This is a genomic window from Enterococcus sp. PLH-Efm8 (assembly GCF_053011625.1).
Genome location: NZ_CP172568.1, coordinates 1,577,091 through 1,599,834, shown reverse-complemented (window position 1 = coordinate 1,599,834; position 22,744 = coordinate 1,577,091). Strand labels below are relative to the sequence as shown.

Annotated in this window: 19 protein-coding genes and 2 pseudogenes; 18 read left to right on the top strand and 3 right to left on the bottom strand. The window is 37.9% G+C overall.

Features of this window, described 5'->3' with window-relative positions:
- The first annotated feature begins 9 nt into the window (after positions 1 to 9).
- From whiA to ACIFUW_RS07940, 3 genes are all read left to right on the top strand, one after another.
- Positions 10 to 945 (top strand): DNA-binding protein WhiA, encoded by a 936-nt coding sequence (whiA, locus tag ACIFUW_RS07950; protein ID WP_002289698.1) that lies wholly within the window; start codon positions 10 to 12, stop codon positions 943 to 945.
- A 566-nt stretch (positions 946 to 1,511) separates the two neighbouring features.
- The gene (locus ACIFUW_RS07945; RefSeq protein ID WP_002289700.1) at positions 1,512 to 2,138 is read left to right on the top strand and encodes a hypothetical protein; all 627 of its coding nucleotides are present in this window, start codon (positions 1,512 to 1,514) and stop codon (positions 2,136 to 2,138) included.
- A 186-nt stretch (positions 2,139 to 2,324) separates the two neighbouring features.
- Positions 2,325 to 2,906, top strand: a complete 582-nt coding sequence (locus tag ACIFUW_RS07940) for a DUF443 family protein (RefSeq protein ID WP_002326695.1) — start codon at positions 2,325 to 2,327, stop codon at positions 2,904 to 2,906.
- Here the strand turns inward: ACIFUW_RS07940 and ACIFUW_RS07935 are convergent.
- On the bottom strand, positions 2,903 to 3,856 hold the full coding sequence (locus ACIFUW_RS07935) for an IS30 family transposase (protein WP_002287760.1): 954 nt from the start codon (positions 3,854 to 3,856) through the stop codon (positions 2,903 to 2,905). The two genes, ACIFUW_RS07940 and ACIFUW_RS07935, sit on opposite strands and share 4 nt — an antisense overlap.
- Before the next feature lie 572 nt (positions 3,857 to 4,428).
- Between ACIFUW_RS07935 and ACIFUW_RS07930 the strand changes: the two genes are divergently transcribed.
- From ACIFUW_RS07930 to ACIFUW_RS07900, 7 genes and pseudogenes are all read left to right on the top strand, one after another.
- On the top strand, positions 4,429 to 4,680 hold the full coding sequence (locus ACIFUW_RS07930) for a hypothetical protein (protein WP_002321467.1): 252 nt from the start codon (positions 4,429 to 4,431) through the stop codon (positions 4,678 to 4,680).
- A gap of 33 nt (positions 4,681 to 4,713) precedes the next feature.
- The gene (locus ACIFUW_RS07925; RefSeq protein WP_002287830.1) at positions 4,714 to 4,992 is read left to right on the top strand and encodes a hypothetical protein; all 279 of its coding nucleotides are present in this window, start codon (positions 4,714 to 4,716) and stop codon (positions 4,990 to 4,992) included.
- A gap of 596 nt (positions 4,993 to 5,588) precedes the next feature.
- Entirely contained in the window at positions 5,589 to 5,846 is a 258-nt protein-coding gene (locus tag ACIFUW_RS07920; protein WP_002287812.1) for a hypothetical protein, read from the top strand.
- Positions 5,847 to 5,958: 112 nt separating this feature from the next.
- Positions 5,959 to 6,312 (top strand): annotated as a pseudogene (locus ACIFUW_RS07915) (hypothetical protein); the annotation flags it as partial.
- 79 nt (positions 6,313 to 6,391) lie between these two features.
- Positions 6,392 to 7,518 (top strand): IS3 family transposase gene (locus tag ACIFUW_RS07910; protein WP_094850654.1). Its coding sequence is split into 2 segments (ribosomal slippage): positions 6,392 to 6,620 and positions 6,620 to 7,518, totalling 1,128 coding nucleotides; the frame shifts between segments, so codons are not numbered across the junction.
- 43 nt (positions 7,519 to 7,561) lie between these two features.
- Positions 7,562 to 7,822 (top strand): annotated as a pseudogene (locus ACIFUW_RS07905) (hypothetical protein); the annotation flags it as partial.
- A gap of 178 nt (positions 7,823 to 8,000) precedes the next feature.
- Positions 8,001 to 8,558, top strand: coding sequence for a hypothetical protein (locus ACIFUW_RS07900; protein ID WP_002287817.1), 558 nt, complete (start codon positions 8,001 to 8,003; stop codon positions 8,556 to 8,558).
- A 698-nt stretch (positions 8,559 to 9,256) separates the two neighbouring features.
- Here ACIFUW_RS07900 and ACIFUW_RS07895 read toward each other — a convergent pair.
- The gene (locus ACIFUW_RS07895; protein ID WP_269528396.1) at positions 9,257 to 9,778 is read right to left on the bottom strand and encodes a DsbA family protein; all 522 of its coding nucleotides are present in this window, start codon (positions 9,776 to 9,778) and stop codon (positions 9,257 to 9,259) included.
- Positions 9,779 to 9,976: 198 nt separating this feature from the next.
- On the opposite strand from ACIFUW_RS07895, the gene nifJ reads away from it, so the two are divergent.
- The 4 genes from nifJ to glmM all read left to right on the top strand — a co-directional run bounded on the left by nifJ (position 9,977) and on the right by glmM (position 17,290).
- A complete protein-coding gene (gene nifJ / locus ACIFUW_RS07890; protein WP_085811521.1) occupies positions 9,977 to 13,669 on the top strand; it encodes a pyruvate:ferredoxin (flavodoxin) oxidoreductase in 3,693 nt (1,230 codons plus the stop codon).
- Positions 13,670 to 13,857: 188 nt separating this feature from the next.
- Positions 13,858 to 14,745 (top strand): diadenylate cyclase CdaA, encoded by an 888-nt coding sequence (cdaA, locus tag ACIFUW_RS07885; RefSeq protein ID WP_002287821.1) that lies wholly within the window; start codon positions 13,858 to 13,860, stop codon positions 14,743 to 14,745.
- A complete protein-coding gene (locus ACIFUW_RS07880; protein WP_002287822.1) occupies positions 14,742 to 15,911 on the top strand; it encodes a CdaR family protein in 1,170 nt (389 codons plus the stop codon). Before cdaA ends, ACIFUW_RS07880 begins: the two co-directional genes overlap by 4 nt.
- A 23-nt stretch (positions 15,912 to 15,934) precedes the next feature.
- A complete protein-coding gene (gene glmM / locus ACIFUW_RS07875; protein WP_002287824.1) occupies positions 15,935 to 17,290 on the top strand; it encodes a phosphoglucosamine mutase in 1,356 nt (451 codons plus the stop codon).
- 71 nt (positions 17,291 to 17,361) lie between these two features.
- Here the strand turns inward: glmM and glmS are convergent, their stop codons facing one another.
- Positions 17,362 to 19,167: a glutamine--fructose-6-phosphate transaminase (isomerizing) gene (glmS, locus tag ACIFUW_RS07870; RefSeq protein ID WP_002287825.1), complete on the bottom strand. Its 1,806-nt coding sequence runs from the start codon at positions 19,165 to 19,167 to the stop codon at positions 17,362 to 17,364.
- Between the two features lie 408 nt (positions 19,168 to 19,575).
- Here glmS and ACIFUW_RS07865 point away from each other — a divergent pair, with 408 nt between their 5' ends.
- The 4 genes from ACIFUW_RS07865 (at position 19,576) to ACIFUW_RS07850 (ending at position 22,655) form a co-directional block, all read left to right on the top strand.
- Positions 19,576 to 19,866 carry a hypothetical protein gene (locus tag ACIFUW_RS07865; protein WP_002287827.1) on the top strand — a complete coding sequence of 97 codons (291 nt, stop codon included), beginning with the start codon at positions 19,576 to 19,578 and terminating at the stop codon, positions 19,864 to 19,866.
- A gap of 12 nt (positions 19,867 to 19,878) precedes the next feature.
- Positions 19,879 to 20,904: a signal peptide peptidase SppA gene (gene sppA, locus ACIFUW_RS07860; protein WP_002296309.1), complete on the top strand. Its 1,026-nt coding sequence runs from the start codon at positions 19,879 to 19,881 to the stop codon at positions 20,902 to 20,904.
- 2 nt (positions 20,905 to 20,906) lie between these two features.
- Positions 20,907 to 21,566 carry an RDD family protein gene (locus ACIFUW_RS07855; protein WP_002296311.1) on the top strand — a complete coding sequence of 220 codons (660 nt, stop codon included), beginning with the start codon at positions 20,907 to 20,909 and terminating at the stop codon, positions 21,564 to 21,566.
- A 156-nt stretch (positions 21,567 to 21,722) separates the two neighbouring features.
- Complete coding sequence (locus ACIFUW_RS07850; protein WP_002296313.1) at positions 21,723 to 22,655, top strand: hypothetical protein; 933 nt, start codon at positions 21,723 to 21,725, stop codon at positions 22,653 to 22,655.
- Positions 22,656 to 22,744 lie beyond the last annotated feature (89 nt).

Genomic DNA, 22,744 nt, shown 5'->3' with positions numbered 1-22,744 from the left:
GAGAATAGGATGTCATTTGCTGCAGATGTGAAGAAAGAACTAACTGGTTTGGAAGTTCATCGAGAACATGCGAAAGCGGAATTAGCTGCTTTGCTGCGAATGAACGGCTCTTTAGGTATTGTGAACCAGCAGTTTATTTTGAACGTCCAAACAGAAAATGCTGCAATTGCCAGACGTATCTATTCTCTTTTGAAAGATCATTATCAGGTACGAAGTGAGCTACTCGTTCGTAAAAAAATGAAATTAAAAAAGAACAATGTCTATATCGTCCGGTTGAAGCAAGGCACAAAAGATGTGTTGATGGATCTTGATATCATGGATGGTATGATGTTCAATGGACACGTTTCGGACGAGATTATGGGAAATTCGCAAAAAATGCGTTCTTACTTACGTGGTGCTTTTATGGCCTCAGGTTCAGTCAATAATCCGGAAACGAGTCGTTATCATTTGGAAATATTTTCTATTTATGAACAGCATAACCAAGACATTTGCGATATGTTAAATTATTACGGTCTACATGCTCGAACGCTTGAACGGCGCAATGGCTATATTTCGTATTTAAAAGGAGCAGAAAAAATTGCTGATTTCTTAACATTGATTGGTGCAACCAACTCAATGCTCCGATTTGAAGATGTTCGAATCGTACGGGATATGAGAAATTCGGTCAATCGTCTAGTCAATTGTGAGACAGCAAATCTGAACAAGACGATTGATGCGGCTTCTAAACAAATCGAAAACATCGAATTGATCGAAGCAAAGGTCGGTCTACATGCCCTTCCTGAAAAACTTCAGGAAATCGCAGAACTTCGGCTTCAACATCCAGAGGTCAGCTTGAAAGAATTAGGGGAAATGATTCCCTCAGGTGCAATATCAAAATCGGGAATTAATCACCGAATTCGCAAAATAAATGAATTTGCGGAAAAACTGCGTGAAGAAGCAGTTTAATCCAAAGAAAAAACTGATACATGAAGCAGGAGATGCGAATGTATCAGTTTTTTTTAAAAGCTATACTTGCTTTTCTTCCGTCAAACTATAATTCCAACTTTACTGGAGTAACATAATGTTGAAAGGCTTCTATTGTTTTTTAATACAATCGTATAAAAAGCGGGGAGACAACTGAATGAAGATTTTAGTTTTATACATAAACTTTTGCTTAATATAGAAGTCCTGATATAGATAGGATCAAGTATTTATCTATAACTGGAGATTAATTAAAAACTGGAAGGAACTGCTCGATCAACCTTGAGAACTGTTTTTCTTACTTCTGGTCAAGATTCTCGTGGTTGGTGGATAAGGATGGTTGATAAGTTCATTGGATTAGCTAGTCGAAAACAACCAGGTGTAATTAATGTAGAAGTTTTAACAAGGGGATGGAGTGATTTATTCAGTGATAATCATAAGTTCATAAATAGTAATTGGGATGTATGGTTGGTATACGTTATACCTGAACTTGAACTATCAAGATTTGGTTTAGAATTTGAGAATCGATGTTTATAAAGGGAGGGCAAAAAATGTGCTTTTTTACAACTTTTACTATCATTATGATTGCAGTACTTTTTATTTTTCTAGATATAGCAAAGCGAAATACAGCATTTTTATTATATCGGGTTTTACTTCGAGCAGGTCTCATAACATTTATATCGATCGTTGGATTTTTTCTATTCACAGTTATTGTATTTATTTGGAGAACTACAGCACCACCATTGCCAGAGATTACATATGGAGAATTTCCGTTTAGTCTTGAATATGAAATAGATGAGGAAAGAATTTTGATTGAAGATACGGTGATTGCAGAATTTATAGGAAGTTTTAGAGGGAATGTGACAACTCAACCTAGACGAAGTTGGAGTATAAAACTTTTAAATAATAGTGGAGAGTTGAAAGCATTTCATTATGAATTCTTAATAATAGAAAGTGAAGATGTAACAATCACTTTAAGTAGTGGCTCTGCTGGATATTTTATGAATGATGGTGGAAGCAAGCCACAGCTCACAGTCCGTGATCGTATTGCAGGTTTTATGCATTTTTCTCACTATGACTTAGAAGAAGCTCGTAAAATACTTGCAGAATATGGGATCACATTAATCAATTGGGAATATGCGCCACCGATAAGAAATTTTTTCAATGATTATTATTAGTCTTATAAAAAACAGAATGTAAAATTTATGTGCGCGAGTATTTAGTTTTCCATTTTTTGTTTGATAGATATATAGCATTGTTGAAGCATGGGATAGTGGTGCCAATTTTATCAATGAGGTTGGTCAGGCAGTTAACATAATTGGTGATGCTATAAATCCATTTAATTGGAATTGGAGGAATTAGGTGTGGAAACAGTGAGATTATGGATATTCATGAAAAATTTTCGTTCGGCTTTGAGATATGTTATTCTGGAATCAAAATCAGGTTATTATCTGATTGACACAGATCACTATACTTTTTGGGGAGGCTACCTTTTTCCGATTTTTAATTGGATAATCCCCCATAAGGTTATGAAAATTAACTTGCCTGCAGAAGAAATAAATAGATTAATACTCAACAAAGATTTACAAAGGAAAAGAGAGAAAGAACATTCTAATGTTGCTTGGATAGGTCCAGCATTTGCAGTAGTGACTTCTTCAATTGTCGGTCCTATGCTAGAGAGTATTTATAGTGATTTTTCTATTGGAATACGTTATTTATTTGTTACTTTAAGTATAGCTGTTCTTTTGTGCATAAAGGGTTATGTTAGCAAGAAGAATAAAGATATTTTAACACTAATCGGTGTAAACAATTTATCTAGTACTAAAATTATACTGTTTCCTGAATCTATAAAAGAAGGATCAAGGTTGTTGATAATTTTTATAATGCTTATACTGTTTTCTGTTTTATTTGGGGTGATGTTTATAGATTATTATTTGTCAAATTAAGCGAGACAAAACTTTCCATTTACGTAACTCAAAAAAACTTCTAATGGTGTTTGGTAATTTAGTGATTTTCTAGGGATATGGTTTCTTTTGGACGCAACGGATGAGATGAATCCTTGATTGACTTGGTTGAAGTCCATTTCTTTTGGTAGTCCATCTTTTCGGAGGAGTCCGTTTGAATGTTCATTTAATCCCCGTTGGGAAGGCGTTCCTGGGTCTGCGAAATAAATATCAATATCATTCGTATTACTAATACTTTTCCAATTAGAGAATTCTTTTCCACAATCAAAGGTAATTGATTTGAAAAGATTTTTGGGTACGGATTGAAGCCATTCATTAATCGAATTTTCAATATCAACTGCCTTACGGCCTTCTGGTTTCAAGGCGATAATGGCTTTTGAAAGTCGCTCAACGAGTGTGATGACGGCACTTTTATGGTGGATGCCGACAATCGTATCACCCTCTAAATGTCCAAATTCTTCTTCGAAAACGACATAATCTTTTTTACGTTCAGAAATATTTCTTTTGAATGCCTGTTTTCCACGTTTTTCCTTATAACCATTTGGTTTTCGTTTTCCTTGCATCGGTAAATGTAAAACATTGAATTCTCCCGTCTTAAACCGGCGATAGAGGGTACTTACTGAACAAGAGAAGGTTCGCTCTGCACGGCCAATAATGACGTCTGGGGTCCAACCTTCAGTTGATCTTTTTTCAATGTATTCTTTTTCCTCAGCAGGAAAAATGATTTCGGTTCTCCCACAACGTCGCTTATTTTCTTTGTATTGTTCAAAGTATTCAAGTGCTGTTCCACCACATTTGAGAAAGTTATAGACATTGTAAATTGTTTGGCGTCCACGTTTAAGCTGCTTCGCAACGATAGCAACCGGAGTTTCTTGATGAAAATATGCTTCTATCATTACAAGCTCGTTTGGTGTAAGATGGGTATAAGTCATTTATGTTCACTCTCCTTGTATGCTTTAGCGGGTATTACAATTTGAGTGTAACATAAATGGCTTTTTTATTTGTCTCGCTTAATTATACAAACGGCGGATACAAATAATTGGTTTATTCTGGCAGGCGTAATGCTTTTTTCTAGTTTCTATTTATTTAGTAATGCTCTATTAGCACAGCGAGGGAAATATAAGTTTAAAATATTAGATTAGATATTATTTTTAGAGGGGATAAATATAAAATGAAAAGAGGTTATTTATAATGGAAAAAGTATTACCAATTAAGAGCTACTGTATTCCAAGGCTTTTCATCATAGAATTTCAAAAGTAAAGACATGTGTTTCACAAATAGTGTCTATCCTGGCTAAATAATTCTTCCACTATCTGCTTTAATTTCAGTAGACTTTTCGGCAAGTTATTTGCTAATGAGATGAATAGAGATTACAACTCGCCTATAACCGCTTAAAACAAGCTTTTTTAAAGTATAGTTAGCAAGTCGTATTCATATGTTCAAAGAGGAGGGCTTATGAACTTTGAATTCATTCCGTGTGAACAGAACAGTAGGGGGAAGTAAAATGAAAGAAAAGCCTATAAATAAATGGTCATTGTATAAAAATTCAATGTTTGGAGTTGTTATCTTTGGTGTTTGTGCTGGATTATTCCTTTTCATATTATTACAAACGGTGACTCTTTTCTCTTCTAATCCTACTTATGGATGGAGAGACAGTATAGCCTTAGGGATGTTTGCGGGAGGATATGGATTCTTATTGTTGTTCTCAATTCTCACACTAAGTCCAATCCATGGACTCATTCAACTTTGGAAGTAAGAACGAGCCTTAAACTTTTCGTTCTCGGAAGAAATGGAAAAACACAACATAACAGGCAGTATGTATGTGGATGATCAATGGTTTATCAGCACTGATGAGGTAAAAATAGCTGCCATTAGGAGAGATTACCTGCAGAAAATTCATAAAATAAAAGATCCTAATGGGAAAAAGGCAAGGTTAATTATAACTTTGATAACATCTAATGGTAAGAAGTTAAAACTTGCAGGATCATATGATAATGTTAAAAAGTTCGAACATTGGTATCTGCAAAAAGACAGCATTAGTCTTAATAAACAATTTGAAAAAAATTAATCAAAGTCATCGGCAACACGAATAATTTGACATCTTGATATTGTGATATAAGCAAAAACGGCATTTCTGAGACCGAACAGCATAAAAAATTTAAATGTTGGAATTTATATAAGCAAAACCCAAGAAGCTAGATGCGATAGAGCATTTAATTTCTTGGGGTTTTGCTTGGGAATCAGCATATCAATTAAAATGATCATCTCGGTATTTCAAAAGTGGGTACGATTACAAATAGTTGGAGCAAAATAGTGGGTAAAATTACCATTCCAGTGTCTGTCTTGCCTCTTTTTCGTCAATCACAAATAGACGAGATTCATAGGAAAAATCGATACAGGGTATGATTTCAATGATATTATGACCAATTACAAAATAGATTGATAAAGCATTTTTTGCATTTTTATAATAGTTTATTGATAATAATGTATGAGATACAGTATAATGATTTAAAAGGTAACGTGTTGTGACCGAATTAAATGAATTAATGCCTATTTTTTATATTCCTTAGTGGACAAAAATGGAGACAGTGAAGTTAGGAGCATTGTATCCTTTGTTGCGTAGTTCAAAAAAGTAAGCGATTTCTATAATGGTCAGGGTAAACGGTGAGGGCTGTCCACGTAAATCCTACTATTGAAATCACAATGATCGGACATTCAAAAGGTGGTGCTGAAGCAGCAAATTCAGTAGCTATAAATACGAATGCGATTATATTTAATCCAGCGACAGTAAATTTATCTGCTTATGAATTAGACTCAAACACATATACAGCAAACATGGTAGCTTATGTTGTCGAGGGAGATGCATTAAATGTTGTTTTTGGAGGAGTATACACCTATTGGAGAATTAATCATGTTAGATAGACAATATGATGCACCTTAGTGGAGAATGATATCTCGCATAGGTAACTCAGTAAAAAATCAAGGTATGGAAGCAATTATCTCTGCATTGGAAGATCGATATAGATAGGCGGATATGAATAGTAATAGGGGGAATAAAATGGAATACAATGGATCAATGAGAATTGTACAAATTATATTTTGGATTACATCGGGAATTGTGATCATAGGAGGAGTTTTTTTGATGTTGCCAAGCTTAATATTTCCTTTCTTTGCATTAATCTCACCTAAAATACCCGAACCGGAAATCACCTATGGAGAATTTCCATTTAGGATTGAATACGAACTAGATGGACAGATTAACATAATTGAAGATACTGTCATAGCTGAGTTTAACGGGTGTGAGTTCAGCGCAGGTTCTATGAAAAGAGAACGAAGATGGAGAAGTAGATTAGCTAGTGGTAGAGAAGATCTACCTTTTGGGGACGATTGGTGTTAGTATCAAATCTTAGACAGCTTTTCGTAGAGACAAGAATAAATTAAACTTATCTACGAGAGGATGAATTTTTATGACCCGATATGAAGAAAATTTTAAACAAATGATTGTTGAACTGAATCAAACTGGACGTTCTGTTCGAGGGTTAGCGAAAGAATATGGCTTATCTGAAGCAACGATTTACAAATGGAAGAATTTATATTTACCTGATCAGTCCACAGGACTGACTGGAAAAGAAGTAGCTGAACTGAGAAAAGAAAATGCTCGTTTAAATGAGGAACTTGAAATCTTAAAAAAAGCCGCAGCCATATTCTCTCGGAAAACCTAAATTCGCTTGTTCAATTTATTGAAAAATGGTGTAAGGATTACACTGTTTCTTTGTTGTGTCGGTTATTAGAAATCCCTAGAAGTGTCTATTATTTTTATAAGAATAAACCGTTGACAGCTACAGAAATCAGAAATAATAAGTTGAAAAAGAAGATTTCAACAATTTTTTTTACGAATAAACAACGCTATGGTGCCACAAAGATCCATCAAGTTTTATTAAAAGAAGGGATTTCAGTATCTCTTAAACATGTCCAAAAGCTAATGAAACAATTAAATTTAAGGTCGATTGTAGTTAAAAAATATAGACCTCAAAGGTCTAATAAACCGATCATTTCAAAAGAGAATCTCTTAAATCAGGACTTTTCTACTGAAACGATCTGTGAGAAATGGGCAGCTGACATTACGTACATTCCTACTAAGAAAAATGGTTGGTGTTACTTATCTTCAATCATGGATTTACACACGAAAAAAATTATTAGTTATACATTTTCAAAACGAATGACTGTGGATTGTGTCATTCAAACATTGAATAAAGCAAAAATACATTATCACATTCCAGAAGGAATGATTCTACACACTGACTTGGGCAGCCAATACACAGCAAGAGAAGTGGAACAATGGCTTAAAACCAACAAAATAAGGCATTCTTATAGTAGAAAAGGAACACCTTATGATAATGCTGGAATCGAATCTTTCCATGCCTCATTGAAAAAAGAAGAAGTCTACACGACTAGCTACTCAGATTTTGAAGAAGCAAATCGAGCGCTATTTAGCTACATTGAAGGATTTTATAACCGAAATCGAATCCATAGCTCGATTCACTATCTAACCCCACAGGAATTTGAAGAATTAGCAAAAGAAAAAATGGCTTAACCGTCTCTACTAAAATGTGTCCAAGATATTGACTCAAATCCACGATCTAGGAATCTATTTTAGTCGAGGAAGTGCGCAATATTATATGGGGGAAAATGTACAATCAATGTCATTAAAACCACATATAGCCCTTAGAAATCTCGAGGAAGGTTTTAAAAGAGAGGTAGACTTTATATTAGGAGAAAGTGGATACATAAGAACTGTACTTAATTTCGGAGAAGCGCAAGAAGTTTTGACACAATACGGAATTACCTTAATCAACTGGGAAATATCTGAACCGATTGTTAACAATTTTGGTGATTAGAAAACAATTACGATAAATAGAAACAAGCCAAATCATCAGCAAGTAAAAGCTGATGATTTGGCCTTTCTTATACGAGTAGTAGGAATTCATAGCGAATATTATTACGACCAGTAGATATTTTGATATTAAAGGAGTATTACGAACTAATATGTGAGAATGTAGAGGTGATGTGCGAATAATGAGAAATTTATCAAATAGAAACAAAATATTAATCATTATTGTTGTTATAGCTGTGTTTCATCTGGGAACGAATGCGGTTTTAAGTAGAATAATATTGGGTCCTAAGCCACCAAGACCAGAAATTACCCGAGGGGAGTTTGATTTTAGATTAGAATATGAAGTAGATGGGGAAAGGATTGTGATAGAAGATACAATTGTTGCATTATTTGATGGATTTTCTGCAGATGCAGGTAGCATGGCATGGTATCGCACGTGGCGTCTACATTTAGCAAGTGATAGACGATCACGAAATATCTTATTAGATGAATTAGAGGATGGTCGAAGAATATATTATGTCCCAGAAAGTGCTAACTATTCTATGGGAGATGTACAGAAAAAAAGAGAGCCTAATCCTAATTGGTATCCATTTAATGGCGTAACAATAGAATATCCACGCAATAAAACACCTGAAATAGGTGCAAAATTTATAAGTGGTTTAGAAGATCTGTACGATAGGTTTGGAATCCGTCTTATTAGTTGGGAACACGATCCACCAATAGAAAATCGCTTTGAATAATCGAAATCTACTAATCCATTTCATCAGCCAGTGAATGTTGTAATGGAACAATTTGGTTTAGTGTTCAAAACCATTGAAATACTAGGCTGTGATCAGCAAAAATGAATCTGAATAAAAAAGAGAGCAACTATTAGCTGAGAGGAGTTAATAGTTGTTAGCTTTATACGAATCAAAGTGGCAAATACAGATGCGTATGCATTTGTGTTTGCCATCTTGCGTTTGGTAGACGAGATAGGTATAAGCTAAAGAAACAACTTGTTTAAAATAAACGACCTAGCTCAACAAATGACCATCTAATCAACTAACAGCATACATAAAAGCAACTATTTTTGAAGTAGAATTGAAATCGGGATAACTTAAAAAGTGATTGGGATACTAGTGAGAATCACCGTACATAAATATTACTCGTTAAGGGAAATTGAGAAATTTTGTATGAAAATTTAAGAATTAGTTAGTATGCGCAAGTCAAAAATATGAATAAATTATTTGGTGGAGATAATTTGCTTAGCTTGTCATAAGAAATGAGATAATCTGGCAGATGCAAGCTTTTGGACACCATTTATTCGGAATAAGGAGGCTGGGACAGAAGCGTTTAACTCCAAGAAATAAGAAGGAGTTGCTTCTGCTTCCGCCGTTTATACGTGTTTAGAGCGTGAGACAAAAGTGTTCTTTACTTTTGTCCCACGCTCCTTATTTTTTTATTTTGTTTGGATCAATTCTTTTAATTCCTCTATTGAAATAGATTCATCAAAGATTTCTTTACCCAAGATGACAGTTGGAACAAATCGAATATGTGCTTGCTCAGCTTCGTTGATGACAGCTTGGCTCAGCTGTTCGTCTTTTTGTTCTGTCAGCTTTAGTTTATCTACTGCAAAATCCGCTACTTCTTGGAGAGAAAGATGTTTCCACTCGTCTTGAGTATCGAATATTTGTTTGATCTCTTTGATCGCTTTTTGGCCATCGCTGATTGTGAGATACCGGTGCATCACGTTCCCTCGCTGTAAGATTTCTTTTTCTTTATCGAACAATTTGATCACTCGCTGCAATTGCCCGCTTTGGACTGCTTCTTCTAATAGCTCATAAGATTCTTCAAACCATTGTCGGCAATACGGACAAGCTAAGTTGATGAATTCGACCATTTTTTTAGGAGCATTCGATGAACCATAAAGGATTCCTTTTTGTGTATTTGTTTTCGTTGCATCAATCACTGATATATCCATGTTAAAACACCTCTTTCGCTTATAGTTTATACATGTCTGACAAAAAAAGGCAACGATTTAGACTGTTTGTCTAAAAATTAGATGACCAATTCAAATAGATACATGTAAAATATTTTTATAAATAAAAGAAAAAAATGGCATGTTTTACGTTATAATGGAACAGATAATAAGAGAGAATATGAACAAGGATGATGAATCATGCGAAAAATGAAAACAATGGATGGCAATACGGCAGCCGCATATATTTCTTATGCATTTACCGAGATTGCTGCAATATATCCAATAACACCCAGTTCGACCATGGCTGAATTAGTAGATCAATGGTCAGCAGCAGGAAAAGAAAACGTATTCGGTCAACCAGTAAAAGTAGTAGAAATGCAATCCGAAGCAGGAGCAGCTGGTGTGGTCCATGGATCATTGAAAACTGGTGCACTGACAACTACATATACCGCTTCACAAGGGCTGCTTTTGATGATACCGAATATGTACAAGATTGCTGGGGAACTACTGCCAAGTGTTTTCCACGTTGCTAGTCGGGCAGTGACGACAAATGCGTTGAATATTTTCGGAGATCACGGAGACGTGATGGCTGCAAGACAAACAGGATTTGCTATGTTAGCTGAAAGCAGTGTACAAGAAGTGATGGATTTAGCACCTGTTGCCCATCTTGCTTCTATTGAAGGAGAAGTCCCTTTTTTGAATTTCTTTGATGGATTCCGTACGAGTCACGAGATTCAAAAAATCGAAGTTTTGGAATATGAAGAATTAGCTCCTCTGATCAATCAGGAGAAATTAGCTTCATTTCGTAAACGAGGGATGAATCCCAATCATCCGACTGTTAGTGGTACGAACCAGAATCCAGACATCCATTTTCAACAACGGGAAACGATCAACCCCTATTATGATAAATTACCTGAAATCGTTCAAAAATATATGAAAGAGATCAACCGATTACGAGGAACTTCTTATGACTTGGTGACTTATTACGGAGCAGACGATGCGGAAGAAGTCATTGTTTCTATGGGATCAGTTGCACAGACGATTGAACAAACGATTGATTACTTGAATGCAAACGGACGGAAAACAGGTTTTTTGAATATCCATCTTTATCGTCCTTTTCCAGTGGAAACATTCGTGCAAAAGTTGCATCATACAGTAAAAACAATTGCTGTTCTTGATCGAAGTAAAGAACCAGGGGCAGGTGGAGAACCTCTCTTATTAGACGTTCAAAGTGCGTTATATGATTCTGAACTTCGCCCGGCTGTTATTGGTGGTCGCTACGGATTGGGGTCTAAAGATGTGACTCCCGACCAAATCTCAGCAGTTTTTGATGAATTGAAAAAAGACCCAAGCATACGCAAAAAACGGTTTACCATAGGGATCGTGGATGATGTGACTTATCAATCTTTGGAACCAAAGGAAAGTCTGAATTTGACAGAACCGCAAACATTCCAGGCCAAGTTTTGGGGATTTGGATCTGACGGAACAGTTGGAGCAAATAAATCAGCTATCAAGATTATTGGAGATCACACCGATAAATATGCGCAAGGCTATTTTTATTATGATTCGAAAAAATCTGGCGGTCTGACTGTCTCTCATCTTCGTTTTGGAGATACGCCGATACGTTCAGCGTATCTTGTCGAGCATGCGGACCTTGTTGCCTGTCACACACCAGCTTACCTGCATAGCTATGACTTGGTCAAAGGATTGAAGCCAGGTGGCATTTTTTTATTGAATACTCTTTGGAGCGACGAACAATTAGAAACGCATCTGCCCTTAAAATTAAAACGTTACTTGGCTGAAAATAACATTAGATTCTATACGATCAATGCCATGAGATTGGCCCAAGAAGTCGGTTTGGGACGCCGGATCAATACGGCAATGGAAACGGCTTTTTTTAAATTAGCTGACATCATTCCTTTTGATGAGGTGCTTCCGCTGCTAAAAGAAGAAGCCCTGAAAAGCTATGGACATAAATCAATGGCTATCGTAGAAAAAAACATACAAGCAATCGATCGGACGACCGAACTGCTTCATCAAGTCGCGATCCCAGACCATTGGAGAACGTTGGAGATGCCTGAAAAAATCAATAAAAGGAACACTGGTTATATACAAGAAATACTTGAACCAGTGAATGCACAGGAAGGAAATCAACTCTCTGTTGGTACACTTGTAGCAAATGGAATGACAACTGGCGAAATGCCTTTAGGAACGGCTTCTATGGAAAAGCGGGGCGTCGCTTTAGAAGTACCTGAGTGGATTAGTGATCGCTGTACGATGTGTAATGAATGTGCCTTTGTTTGTCCTCATGCTGCCATCCGTCCATTTTTAGCAGATGAAGAGGAAATGGAAGAAGCGCCAGAAGGATTTATCGTGAGAGAAATGCGAGGCGCAGACGGCGTAAAATACCGTATCCAAGTTTCAGTGGAAGACTGTACAGGTTGTGGTCTGTGTGTAGAGGCTTGTCCCGCAAAAGAAAAAGCTTTAGTGATGAAGCCTTATGAAGAACAGAAAGAACAAGCTGTGAATTGGGCTTTTGCAATGACATTAAGACAAAAAGCAAATCCAGTCAAAGGAAAGAATACTGTCTTGTCTACACAATTCAATCAACCGCTTCTTGAATTCTCGGGCGCTTGCTCAGGCTGTGGCGAAACACCTTATGTAAAATTATTGACACAAATGTTCGGTGATCGAATGATGATCGCGAATGCGACAGGCTGTTCTTCTATTTGGGGCGGTGCTTCTCCTGCTTCTCCTTATACGACCAATGAATGTGGTCAAGGGCCTGCATGGTCAAATTCTTTATTGGAAGATAATGCTGAATTTGGTTATGGTATGCTTCTAGCGGCACAGACTCGTCGCGAGGCTTTGGCAAGTTCAATCAAAGAAGTATTGCCAAAAGTATCAGAAGAACTACGAGAATTGATGGAAGACTGGTTAGTACACATGTTTGAGAGTGAAGGAACGCAGCAAAGAGCAGCAAAACTGCAAGCTGCGATCGAAAGCGAACGATCAATTTTCCCTGAACTGGAGGATATATACAAGAGAAAGGATCTATTCGTAAAAAACAGCCAATGGATGATTGGTGGAGACGGATGGGCTTACGACATTGGTTTTGGCGGGATCGATCATGTACTTGCCAGCGGAGCAGACGTGAATATCCTTGTTTTGGATAACGAAGTCTATTCCAATACTGGCGGTCAAACCTCAAAAGCAACACCAGCTTCGGCAATCGCTAAATTTTCGGCTAGTGGAAAGTATGCTTCAAAGAAAGATCTAGGAATGATGGCGATGACATATGGAAATGTTTATGTGGCGCAAATTGCTTCAGGTGCCAATCAAATGCAAACGATCAAGGCATTTGAAGAAGCAGAAAAGTATCCTGGTCCTTCTCTGATTATTGCCTATACGCCTTGTATCACACATGGCTTGCTTGGCGGAATGAAAGAATCGCTTAAAGAAGCAAAAGAAGCTGTTTCTTCTGGTTATTGGTCATTATATCGATATAACCCTACAATGGTCGAAAAAAACAAGAACCCAATGACTTTGGACTACAAAAAACCTGATTTCTCTGCTATGCCTGATTTCATGAGGAAACAAGTTCGCTTTTCCTCGCTAGATAACGCAAATCCAAATCTTGCAAAAGCTTTATTTGAAAAGACTGTCCACGACGCTAAAACACGTTTTTACAACTATGCTGCACTGACGGGAGAATTAGAAAAAATCAAGAAACGACTTGAACCAGAGGAATCTATCGATGTACCCGTTAAGACTAGAAAAGAAAAAACGACGGACCTTGAAGCAGAAGAAAGAAGAGCTGCTAGAAGAGCTGCCAGAGCAGAACGACGTAAAAAAATGGAACAAGCTACAAAAGAAAAAAAGGAAAAATAACAGAAAAAATATAATGAATAATTCTCTGAAGTTTAAAAATATTTATTGCAGAGAAAAATAAAACGCATACTTGCAATTTTCTTGAAAATTATGCGTTTTTCTCAAGAAAAATACGAGCATATCAGCCTCTAAAATTAAAACATATGATATACTAGAGAGGAAATCTCAAAAGAGAAGAGAGGCTTTTTATGTCATTTCAAATCGGGGAACTTTTTAATTTGGACTATTGGCAGCAAATGTTTTCCGGTGACTTGTTCTCTCTGAATTTTTTGGTGAACATACTTGATATTCTGGTTGTCTGGTATCTTGTATACAAACTGATCCAACTGCTGCGAGGCACAAAAGCGATTCAGCTTCTGAAAGGTGTAGCTATTTTTATTGTTATCCGAATCGTAGCGGAAATCATTGGTCTGCACACCTTGTCTTGGCTGATGAACCAAGTCATTACGTACGGGGTGATAGCTGCTATCGTGATTTTTCAGCCGGAAATCCGGAGAGGACTGGAACATCTTGGACGCAGTTCGCTTTTCAAACAATCAAAAAGCGAACAGCAGGAAGATGAGAAGATGATCTTGTCTTTTGACAAAGCCATCCAATATATGTCCAAGCGAAAAATCGGTGCGTTGATCACTATCGAACGTCATACTGGATTAGATGAGTATATTGAGACAGGGATTGCTTTAGATGCAGATATCACTGGGGAGCTGCTGATCAATATCTTTATTCCTAATACACCGCTGCATGACGGTGCAGTTATTGTAAAAGAAGGAAAGATCGCAGTAGCAAGCGCCTATCTTCCTCTATCAGAAAGTATGTTGATCCCTAAAGAATTCGGGACTCGACACCGGGCAGCTGTCGGTATAAGCGAAGTCAGTGACGCGATTACCATCGTTGTCTCTGAAGAAACCGGGGACGTCAGCATCACGTTAGATAATGAACTGATGGCTGGCTTATCCCAGCAAGAATATTTGGCAATCTTGCGTAGAGAACTAATTGCTGAAGAGAAAACAAAAAACAAGAAAAACGTGATTCAATCTTTCCTAGACGGTATGACTAAGGGAGGGGATCGCAAATGATCTCAAAAGAGAAACGGACAAGCATTCTTTACAGTTTTATTGCATTGCTGTTCAGTATTGCGCTGTACTTCAATGCAAATGGCCAGTCCGTTCCAAATACGCTTTCTGGAAATGAAGCGTATAATCAAACAGTTACGGGGGTGCCGATCAAGATTTCTTATGATTCAAAGCGCTACTATATCCATGGATATGAAAATGCAGTGACTGTCAAACTTTCCAGTGCAAACCGAGTTCAGTTGAATGCAGAGGCAAACGAAGATACACGGATGTTCCGCGTCACAGCAGATATCACTAAGCTGGGCGAAGGAACACATGAAGTTCCGCTAAAAATTCAAAATTTGAGCAGTGCTGTCACAGCAAAGATCGAACCATCGACTATTACAGTAACGGTTGAGAAAAAGGTAATAAAAGATTTCGATGTGGAAACGTTGATTCCTTCAACGTTCACACCATCTGGATATGAACTTGATGATACTTCCGTTAGTCCTAAAAAAGTCTCTATCACTACAGGTGACAAAACATTGGCAGAAATCAAACGAGTAGTAGCTGATGTGGACGCTTCGATGGTCACAGATGATGGGATTAATAGTGAGGTCCCAATACAGGCGCTGAATGCAGCAGGGGAAGTATTAAGTATCGTCTCTGATCCAGTGCAAGTAACAGTGAGAGCTGATTCGATCAAGCCAAGCAAGTCGGTACGACTTTATGGGATACAGCAAGGAACACCAGCTGCCGGGGTAGAAAGCTATGATTTCAGTTTTTCAAAACTGGAAGCAGAAGTAAGCGGCTCTAGCGATTTGCTTGCATCGATCGGTGACAGTATTGCTGTACCGATCAATGTCTCAGGTATCAATCATCGAACAACTCGTAAAATTGAAATACCAGTAGAAGAGGGGTTAAGTATCAAGCCCGAATCAGTTAGTGTGGAGATTACACCCGTGTTGCAAACGTCAAGCAGTAGCTCTGCTTCGACGAGCAGTCGGACACAAGAAAATACAAGTACGAGTAGAAGTATTTCATCTGCTGATTCAGGAACGGAACCATCGACAACAACCATTTCTTCCAGTTCGGAATCTGGGACAAGCAGCTCGACCACAAGTACAGAAGAAACATCAGAAACAAGCGAATCAACACAAATGAGCAGAACAAATTCCTCAGAAAATTAAGTTAAAGGAGTAATTTTACAACTATGGGTAAATATTTTGGAACAGACGGCGTACGCGGTGAAGCCAACAAGGAACTTACGCCAGAACTTGCATTTAAGCTGGGACGGTGCGGAGGTTATGTCCTAAGCCAGCATGAAGAAGAAGGAAAACGCCCACGCGTGTTAGTAGGGCGGGATACAAGAATCTCAGGTCAAATGTTAGAAGAAGCGCTGATTTCAGGACTTTTATCGGTGGGTATCGAAGTGTTCCAGCTAGGTGTGATCTCTACACCAGGTGTTGCTTATCTGACACGTTTGCAAAAAGCAAGCGCAGGGGTCATGATTTCTGCTTCTCATAATCCAGCACAAGATAATGGAATCAAATTTTTCGGTGCAGATGGTTTTAAACTAGTAGATGACCAAGAGCTAGAAATTGAAGCATTATTAGATGCTGAAGTGGATGAATTGCCTCGTCCATCAGCTGAAGGATTGGGAACTGTAGAAGAATTTCCAGAAGGCTTATTGAAATATTCTCAATTCCTTGTACAAACGATCAACGGTGACCTTTCCGGTTTGACCATTTGTGTCGATGCAGCAAACGGAGCAACTTCAACAAGTGTTAATCGTTTGTTTGCCGATCTTGAAACAGATTTTTATACAATGGGCACAAATCCAGACGGGTTAAATATCAATGACGGCGTAGGCTCTACCCATCCAGAACGTTTAGCTGAGATGGTCGTTGAAAAAGGAGCAGATGCTGGACTAGCTTTCGATGGCGATGGCGATCGTATTATTGCGGTGGATGAACTTGGAAACATTGTCGACGGTGATAAAATCATGTTTATCTGTGCTAAATACTTGGCAGAAAAAAATCGATTGAAAAAAGATACGATCGTTACGACTGTCATGAGTAACTTAGGATTCCACAAAGCGGTGGAAGGAATCGGTTTGAAAGATGTCGTTACACAAGTTGGTGATCGTTACGTTGTAGAAGAAATGCGCAAAAACGATTATAACTTTGGCGGCGAGCAGTCTGGGCACATGATTTTCTTAGATTTTAACACAACTGGAGATGGGATGCTTTCAGGAATTCAGTTACTGAATATCATGAAACAGACAGGTAAGAAATTATCAGAGCTTGCAGCAGAGGTAACAATCTATCCGCAAAAATTAGTGAATATCCGCGTAAGTGATAAAAACGGTGCGATGGATGTTCCGGCAATCAAAAAAGTGATTGAAGAGGCAGAAGCTGAAATGGGATCAGAAGGAAGAATCCTAGTTCGTCCTTCCGGTACAGAACCATTACTTCGAGTGATGGCAGAAGCGCCTACTGATGAGAAAGTTAATTACTATGTCGATAAAATCGCGGCAGTAGTCAAAGAAGAAATCGGACTGGATTAAGAGATATTTTCATAAAAAATAAAAGAACAAGGACCAGTGTCAGATGTCTGACACTGGTCCTTGTTCTTTTATTATTCTACTGTCACTGATTTCGCTAAATTACGTGGTTTGTCAACGTCGAATCCCCGTAATAGCGTTGCGTAATATGCAAGTAATTGAGTCGGTACGACTGTGGTTAGAGTAGTTAGATAAGGGTGGACAGTTGGTAGCACCAGCTGGTCACTTTCCTTTTCTAATCCCTCTGAGACAATAACTAGTGTTTTAGCGCCACGGCTTTCGACTTCTTTCAGGTTTCCTCGAGTATGCGCACCAGTCACTTCTTCACTGATGATTCCGATCACTGGTGTTCCTTCTTCGATCAAAGCAATCGTTCCATGTTTCAATTCGCCAGCGGCAAAACCTTCTGCCTGGATATAACTGATTTCTTTCAATTTCAAAGCAGCTTCAAGAGAAACGTTGTAGTCAGCACCACGTCCAATGTAAAAGGCATTTCTTGTATCGCTGAGATATACTTCTGCCAACTCTTCTAAATAATCTTTTTGGGCGATGACCGATTCCATCGCATTAGCAACTAAACTCAATTCATGAGTGATATCGAATACAAGAGAAGTTTCAAATTCTTTTTTATCACCGATAGCTTTGGCTAATAAAGTTAGTACAGCTATTTGTGCAGTATAAGCTTTCGTTGATGCTACTGCGATTTCGGGTCCAGCATGCAATAGCAGTGTAAAGGATGCTTCCCGCGAAAGAGTAGAACCAGCAACATTTGTAATCGTAAGTGAAGGGTAGCCGAGACGGTTGATTTTTACCAGCACTTGGCGGCTGTCTGCTGTTTCGCCACTTTGACTCAAGAAAATAAAGAATGGTTTTTTTGAAAGAAGAGGTGTGTTATAGCCAAATTCACTGGCTAAATGAACCTCAACAGGAATCTGTGTCAATTTTTCCAAAGTCTGTTTACCTGCTAACCCCGCATGGTAACTAGTTCCGCAAGCAACGATATAGATTCGATCGCTATCAGACAATGTATCGACCAGCTTTTGATCAAGAGAGACACGATTGTCTTCTGTTACGTATTTTTGAGCGATACGACGCATGATAATAGGCTGTTCGTCGATTTCTTTCAGCATATAAAAAGGATAGGTACCTTTCTCGATATCTGAAGCATCTACTTGTGCTTCGAATGAAGAACGTTCTACGATGTCACCTGCAAAATTTTGAATAATAACTTTTTCTGATGTGACGGTAACCATCTCTTCATCTTCAATCTCAACGAATTCCTTCGTATGAGCAAGCATAGCCATTGCATCGCTGGCAATCACATTGAATCCATCGCCGAGTCCGATTAATAGTGGACTTTTATTTTTAGCGACGTAAATAACATCAGGTGCTGTCCGATCAATCAAAGCGAAAGCGTAAGAACCTTTGATGACCCGCAAAGCTTTTAAAAACGCCTCTTGCGTTGTAGTATCCTTCGCGAAAGTTTCAATTAGATGAGCGATAATCTCAGTATCGGTCTCACCAATAAAGTGGTCATTTGCTAAATAAGCAATTTTAAGTTCTTCAAAGTTTTCGATTACGCCGTTGTGAACGAGCACGAAGCGTCCACTTTGGGAAGTATGTGGATGGGCGTTTTCTTCAGAAGGTTGCCCGTGAGTTGCCCATCGTGTATGACCAATACCTATATTTCCTGTAGTATCAATATTTATTTTGTTTTTCAAATTTTGAATTCTGCCTTGTGCTTTGACCAGATAATCAGTTGTGCCATCTGAGACAAAGATACCAGCTGAATCATAACCACGGTATTCTAATTTTTCTAGACCGTCAATCAATCCTGGTGTTACATTTTTTAATCCAATCATTCCAACAATTCCGCACATAAAAAACATCCTACTTTCTATAATGAATTCGTATGAATGCTTCCAGCTGCAGGAAAATCCTTTTGTTTTATCTTTGCAGACATTTTTTGTGGATTTTCTGTAGAGTGCAGTCCCTAGGGCCATCCGCCGAATCTTTCGATAAACCCTCTCCTCGTCATCTGTTTACACAGACCTGGCGCTATCCTAAAAGGTATAACTATCCTCCTTTTTGTTTTTTATCTGGAAACATTTAAAATCATAACCTTTTGCGAATGTTCTTGTCAACAAAAAAAGAATAAAAAATAAATTGGTATATATCAAATTCTTTGTCAAATGTCCTTTTTATGTCAAAAAATAATGGGTTTTTATCTATCATCTTTTTCAGGAGTTCGGTACAATAGAAAGTAATCGGATAGAGGAGGAGTAAAAATGGATTCAAAAATTGAGATCATGACACTGGGAATGTTAAAAAAACAATTGTCCAAATTCGAAGCATCAGCTGGTGTATCAGATGATACGAAAATATTTTTAGATACTGGCTGGGATAGCATCCAAGAAATCGCACCTGATGCCTTGGAAGTTGCTCAAGCTCGTGAGTTTACGGTAGAAGATGAATTAACAAAAGAGTCGTTTTCCGGGTATGCGCGGGAAGAAAAAGCAGAGCGGTTCGACACTTCTGAGCAGTCAGAAACTGTGATCGTCATAAAAAACTTGTATTAGAAAGGAGAAAGAATGAATAAAAGACGTTGGGCAGCAGTTCTGATTGCTGCAGGATTATTTGTGGTTTCGTTAGTTTCAGCTAGTTTGACTAAGCCTCAGGAAAACGATCAAATTGAGGGATTGAACAGTTGGTTATATGGGGATGAAGAACTAGCTCCAAATGTGTTGGAAGAGGGAGACAGTACGCAAAAAATCGTAAAATTATCAGTAGATGGAACGATTGCTGCGGGAGGGTCTTCAGGTTTATTTGCTTCTGAAGGTTACAATCATAAAAATTTTATGGAACAACTGAAGGCGATTGAAGAAGATCCAACAGTCAAAGGTATCTTTTTAGAAGTAAATTCTCCTGGTGGCGGTGTCTACGAAAGTGCGGAAATCGCTAAGAAATTGGATACGATTCGTAAAGAACATGATATCCCAATGTATGTCAGCATGAAAAACATGGCAGCTAGCGGTGGCTACTATATTTCTGCTCAAGCAGATAAAATCTTTGCAACAGAAGAAACAGTGACCGGCTCAATTGGTGTGATCATGTCAGGATTGAATTATTCAGGACTTCTAGAAAAACTGGGTGTGGAAGATACAACAGTTAAAAGCGGAGCGTTGAAAGATATGGGTTCAGGAACGCGACCAGAGACAAAAGAAGAAGAAGCGGTGCTTCAAGCATATATCGACAGCGCATATAGTCGTTTTGTAGCAATCGTCAGCGAGGGACGGAATAAATCTGAAGAAGAAGTCAAAAAAATTGCTGATGGAAGGATTTATGATGGTGTCCAAGCAAAAGAAGTAGGTTTAGTCGATGAATTGGGATTTCCTGAAGATGCTTTAAAAGCTATACGAAAGGAACAACAGCTTGAAGATGCGGAACTAGTAGAATATTCTTCCACGCCATCTGGGTTTGCTAGTACATGGTTAGGAAGTAAACTAGCAGAATTCCAGGGATTGAAGCCTTCTGAGACTAGTCAGATCTTATCCGTTCTTGAGAATCTAGGGACAGCGGAATCACCAAAAGCAATGTATTATTACGGAGGTGAGTAAGCATGTCAGAGCTTTCAAATGAAAATAAGGAACAAGAAAAAGATAAGCAACAGCAGCCTGCTGTAGGACCTGACTCCAACTTTTCCCAAAAGGTACTGAGCTCTTTTGAAAGAGAGCCTTTGACGCCCGAAGAAATCAAAAAGAAACAACGTAAATGGAAAAAGTATACGGACACAAGAAATGAACCGCCAAAAGCAAATGATTTTCCTAAGTATTTCTATGCAGGTTTTTTTATCCGAATGTTTGCCTTCTTGGTCGATCTTTTGTGTATCGGAGCTATTACGCGTTTAACACTTGGTATTGCCAAAAATCTAGGTTGGCTTAATTTTTCAGATTCTTATCTGAGTCTCTACGGATTCACAGCCTTACTTATTTATCTAGCGTATTTTATTTTATTGACGAAATTCAATCATGGCCAAACGATTGGGAAAATGATCTTTGGTATTCGAGTCATCAGCTTTGATGAAGAAGAACTTAGCTGGTCAACCGTTTTAGTTAGAGAAGGTGCTTGCCGGTTCATTCTAAAATTTCCTTTGCTGATGTTAGGGTATCTTCCAGCAGTCTTTAATCAGAAAAAGCAACATCTGGGCGATTTTTTCACTAATACAAGTGTTGTTACGATCAATCTGATCAAAGCGTTCAACCAGGAAGTCAACAGCTGATGAGCAATAAAAAGCAGTAACAGTTGAAAGCACCTTCTAAAAGTCAGATCTAAAATCTAGCTTTTAGAGGGTGCTTCAGTTATTTTTAATTGTCATGCTTTTTTTGTTTTGCTACTATTGAACATGAGCTGAATATGAGCAAGAGGAGGACACTGCGTGAAGCCGATTGATTTTCCAGAAAAATATGAGAATTTAATGCGAGTGGCACAACAAGCACTAGCAAACCAGCAATATCAGCAGGCAAAAGAATTATTTCAACGAGCTTACGAGTTGAAAGAAAGCTTTGAGGCTAATAGCCTGCTTGTTTTTTGTCTTTACGAGTTGGACGAGAAAAAAGAAGCATTGAAGCAAGCACTCTTGCATGAAAAACAGTATCTTCAAAATGAGGAGTTTGCTGAATTTTATTTTGACTTGTTAATCAGTACACAAGATTTTTTATATGCTAGAAAATTGATAGCAAGTACAGATTTTTATGAAGCTTTCGAGCAGCGGGTCATTGAAAAAATCCAATTTGCAGAAGAATTATCCGGACAAATGGAGAGGCAGAAGATCAAGGCACTCCACAATAAATCGGAGGAACTTCCTTCGTTGGAACCTGCACGTCAGCTTGCGTCTATTGATGAGATCGAACAGCTTCCTTATCATGAGTTTATCCAAACAGCGAGTAAACTTATTGTATCGCCAGAGGTCCATATTTTAGCAAGGGCAAAATTACTGGAGACACTTAGGCAATTGAACGAATGCCATCCTGTTTTCTATTTGACGATTGAAGAAAAGTTAGTCAAAGTCATACCAAAAGATCTGCCAAAGCCGCAGCAGCAGGCAAGTTACCAGCAATTATGTGTATTTTCAGATCGTTACGGGAATGAAGATGCGCTGCTTAGTTCCGTGTTAAAAGAAGAATTCACGTTGCAATCTGCAATTGTTTATCCTGTCTATGATACATACATCGAAGACCCGAAGCGCTGGTTTCAACTGACTGTAGAGGCGTGTACAGGAAAAACGATGTATGAAGGTACAGAAGATGAAAAACAAGATTTTTTAAAAAAAAGAGAAAAAATTTTGCAGCAAATGATCTTCTTCCATTAGATTTTATCAGTGAAAAAGATAAAAATGTTATGAAAAACAAGGATTCTATCCATTCAATATGTTTACAATTTGAAAGGGTTAGTGTACTA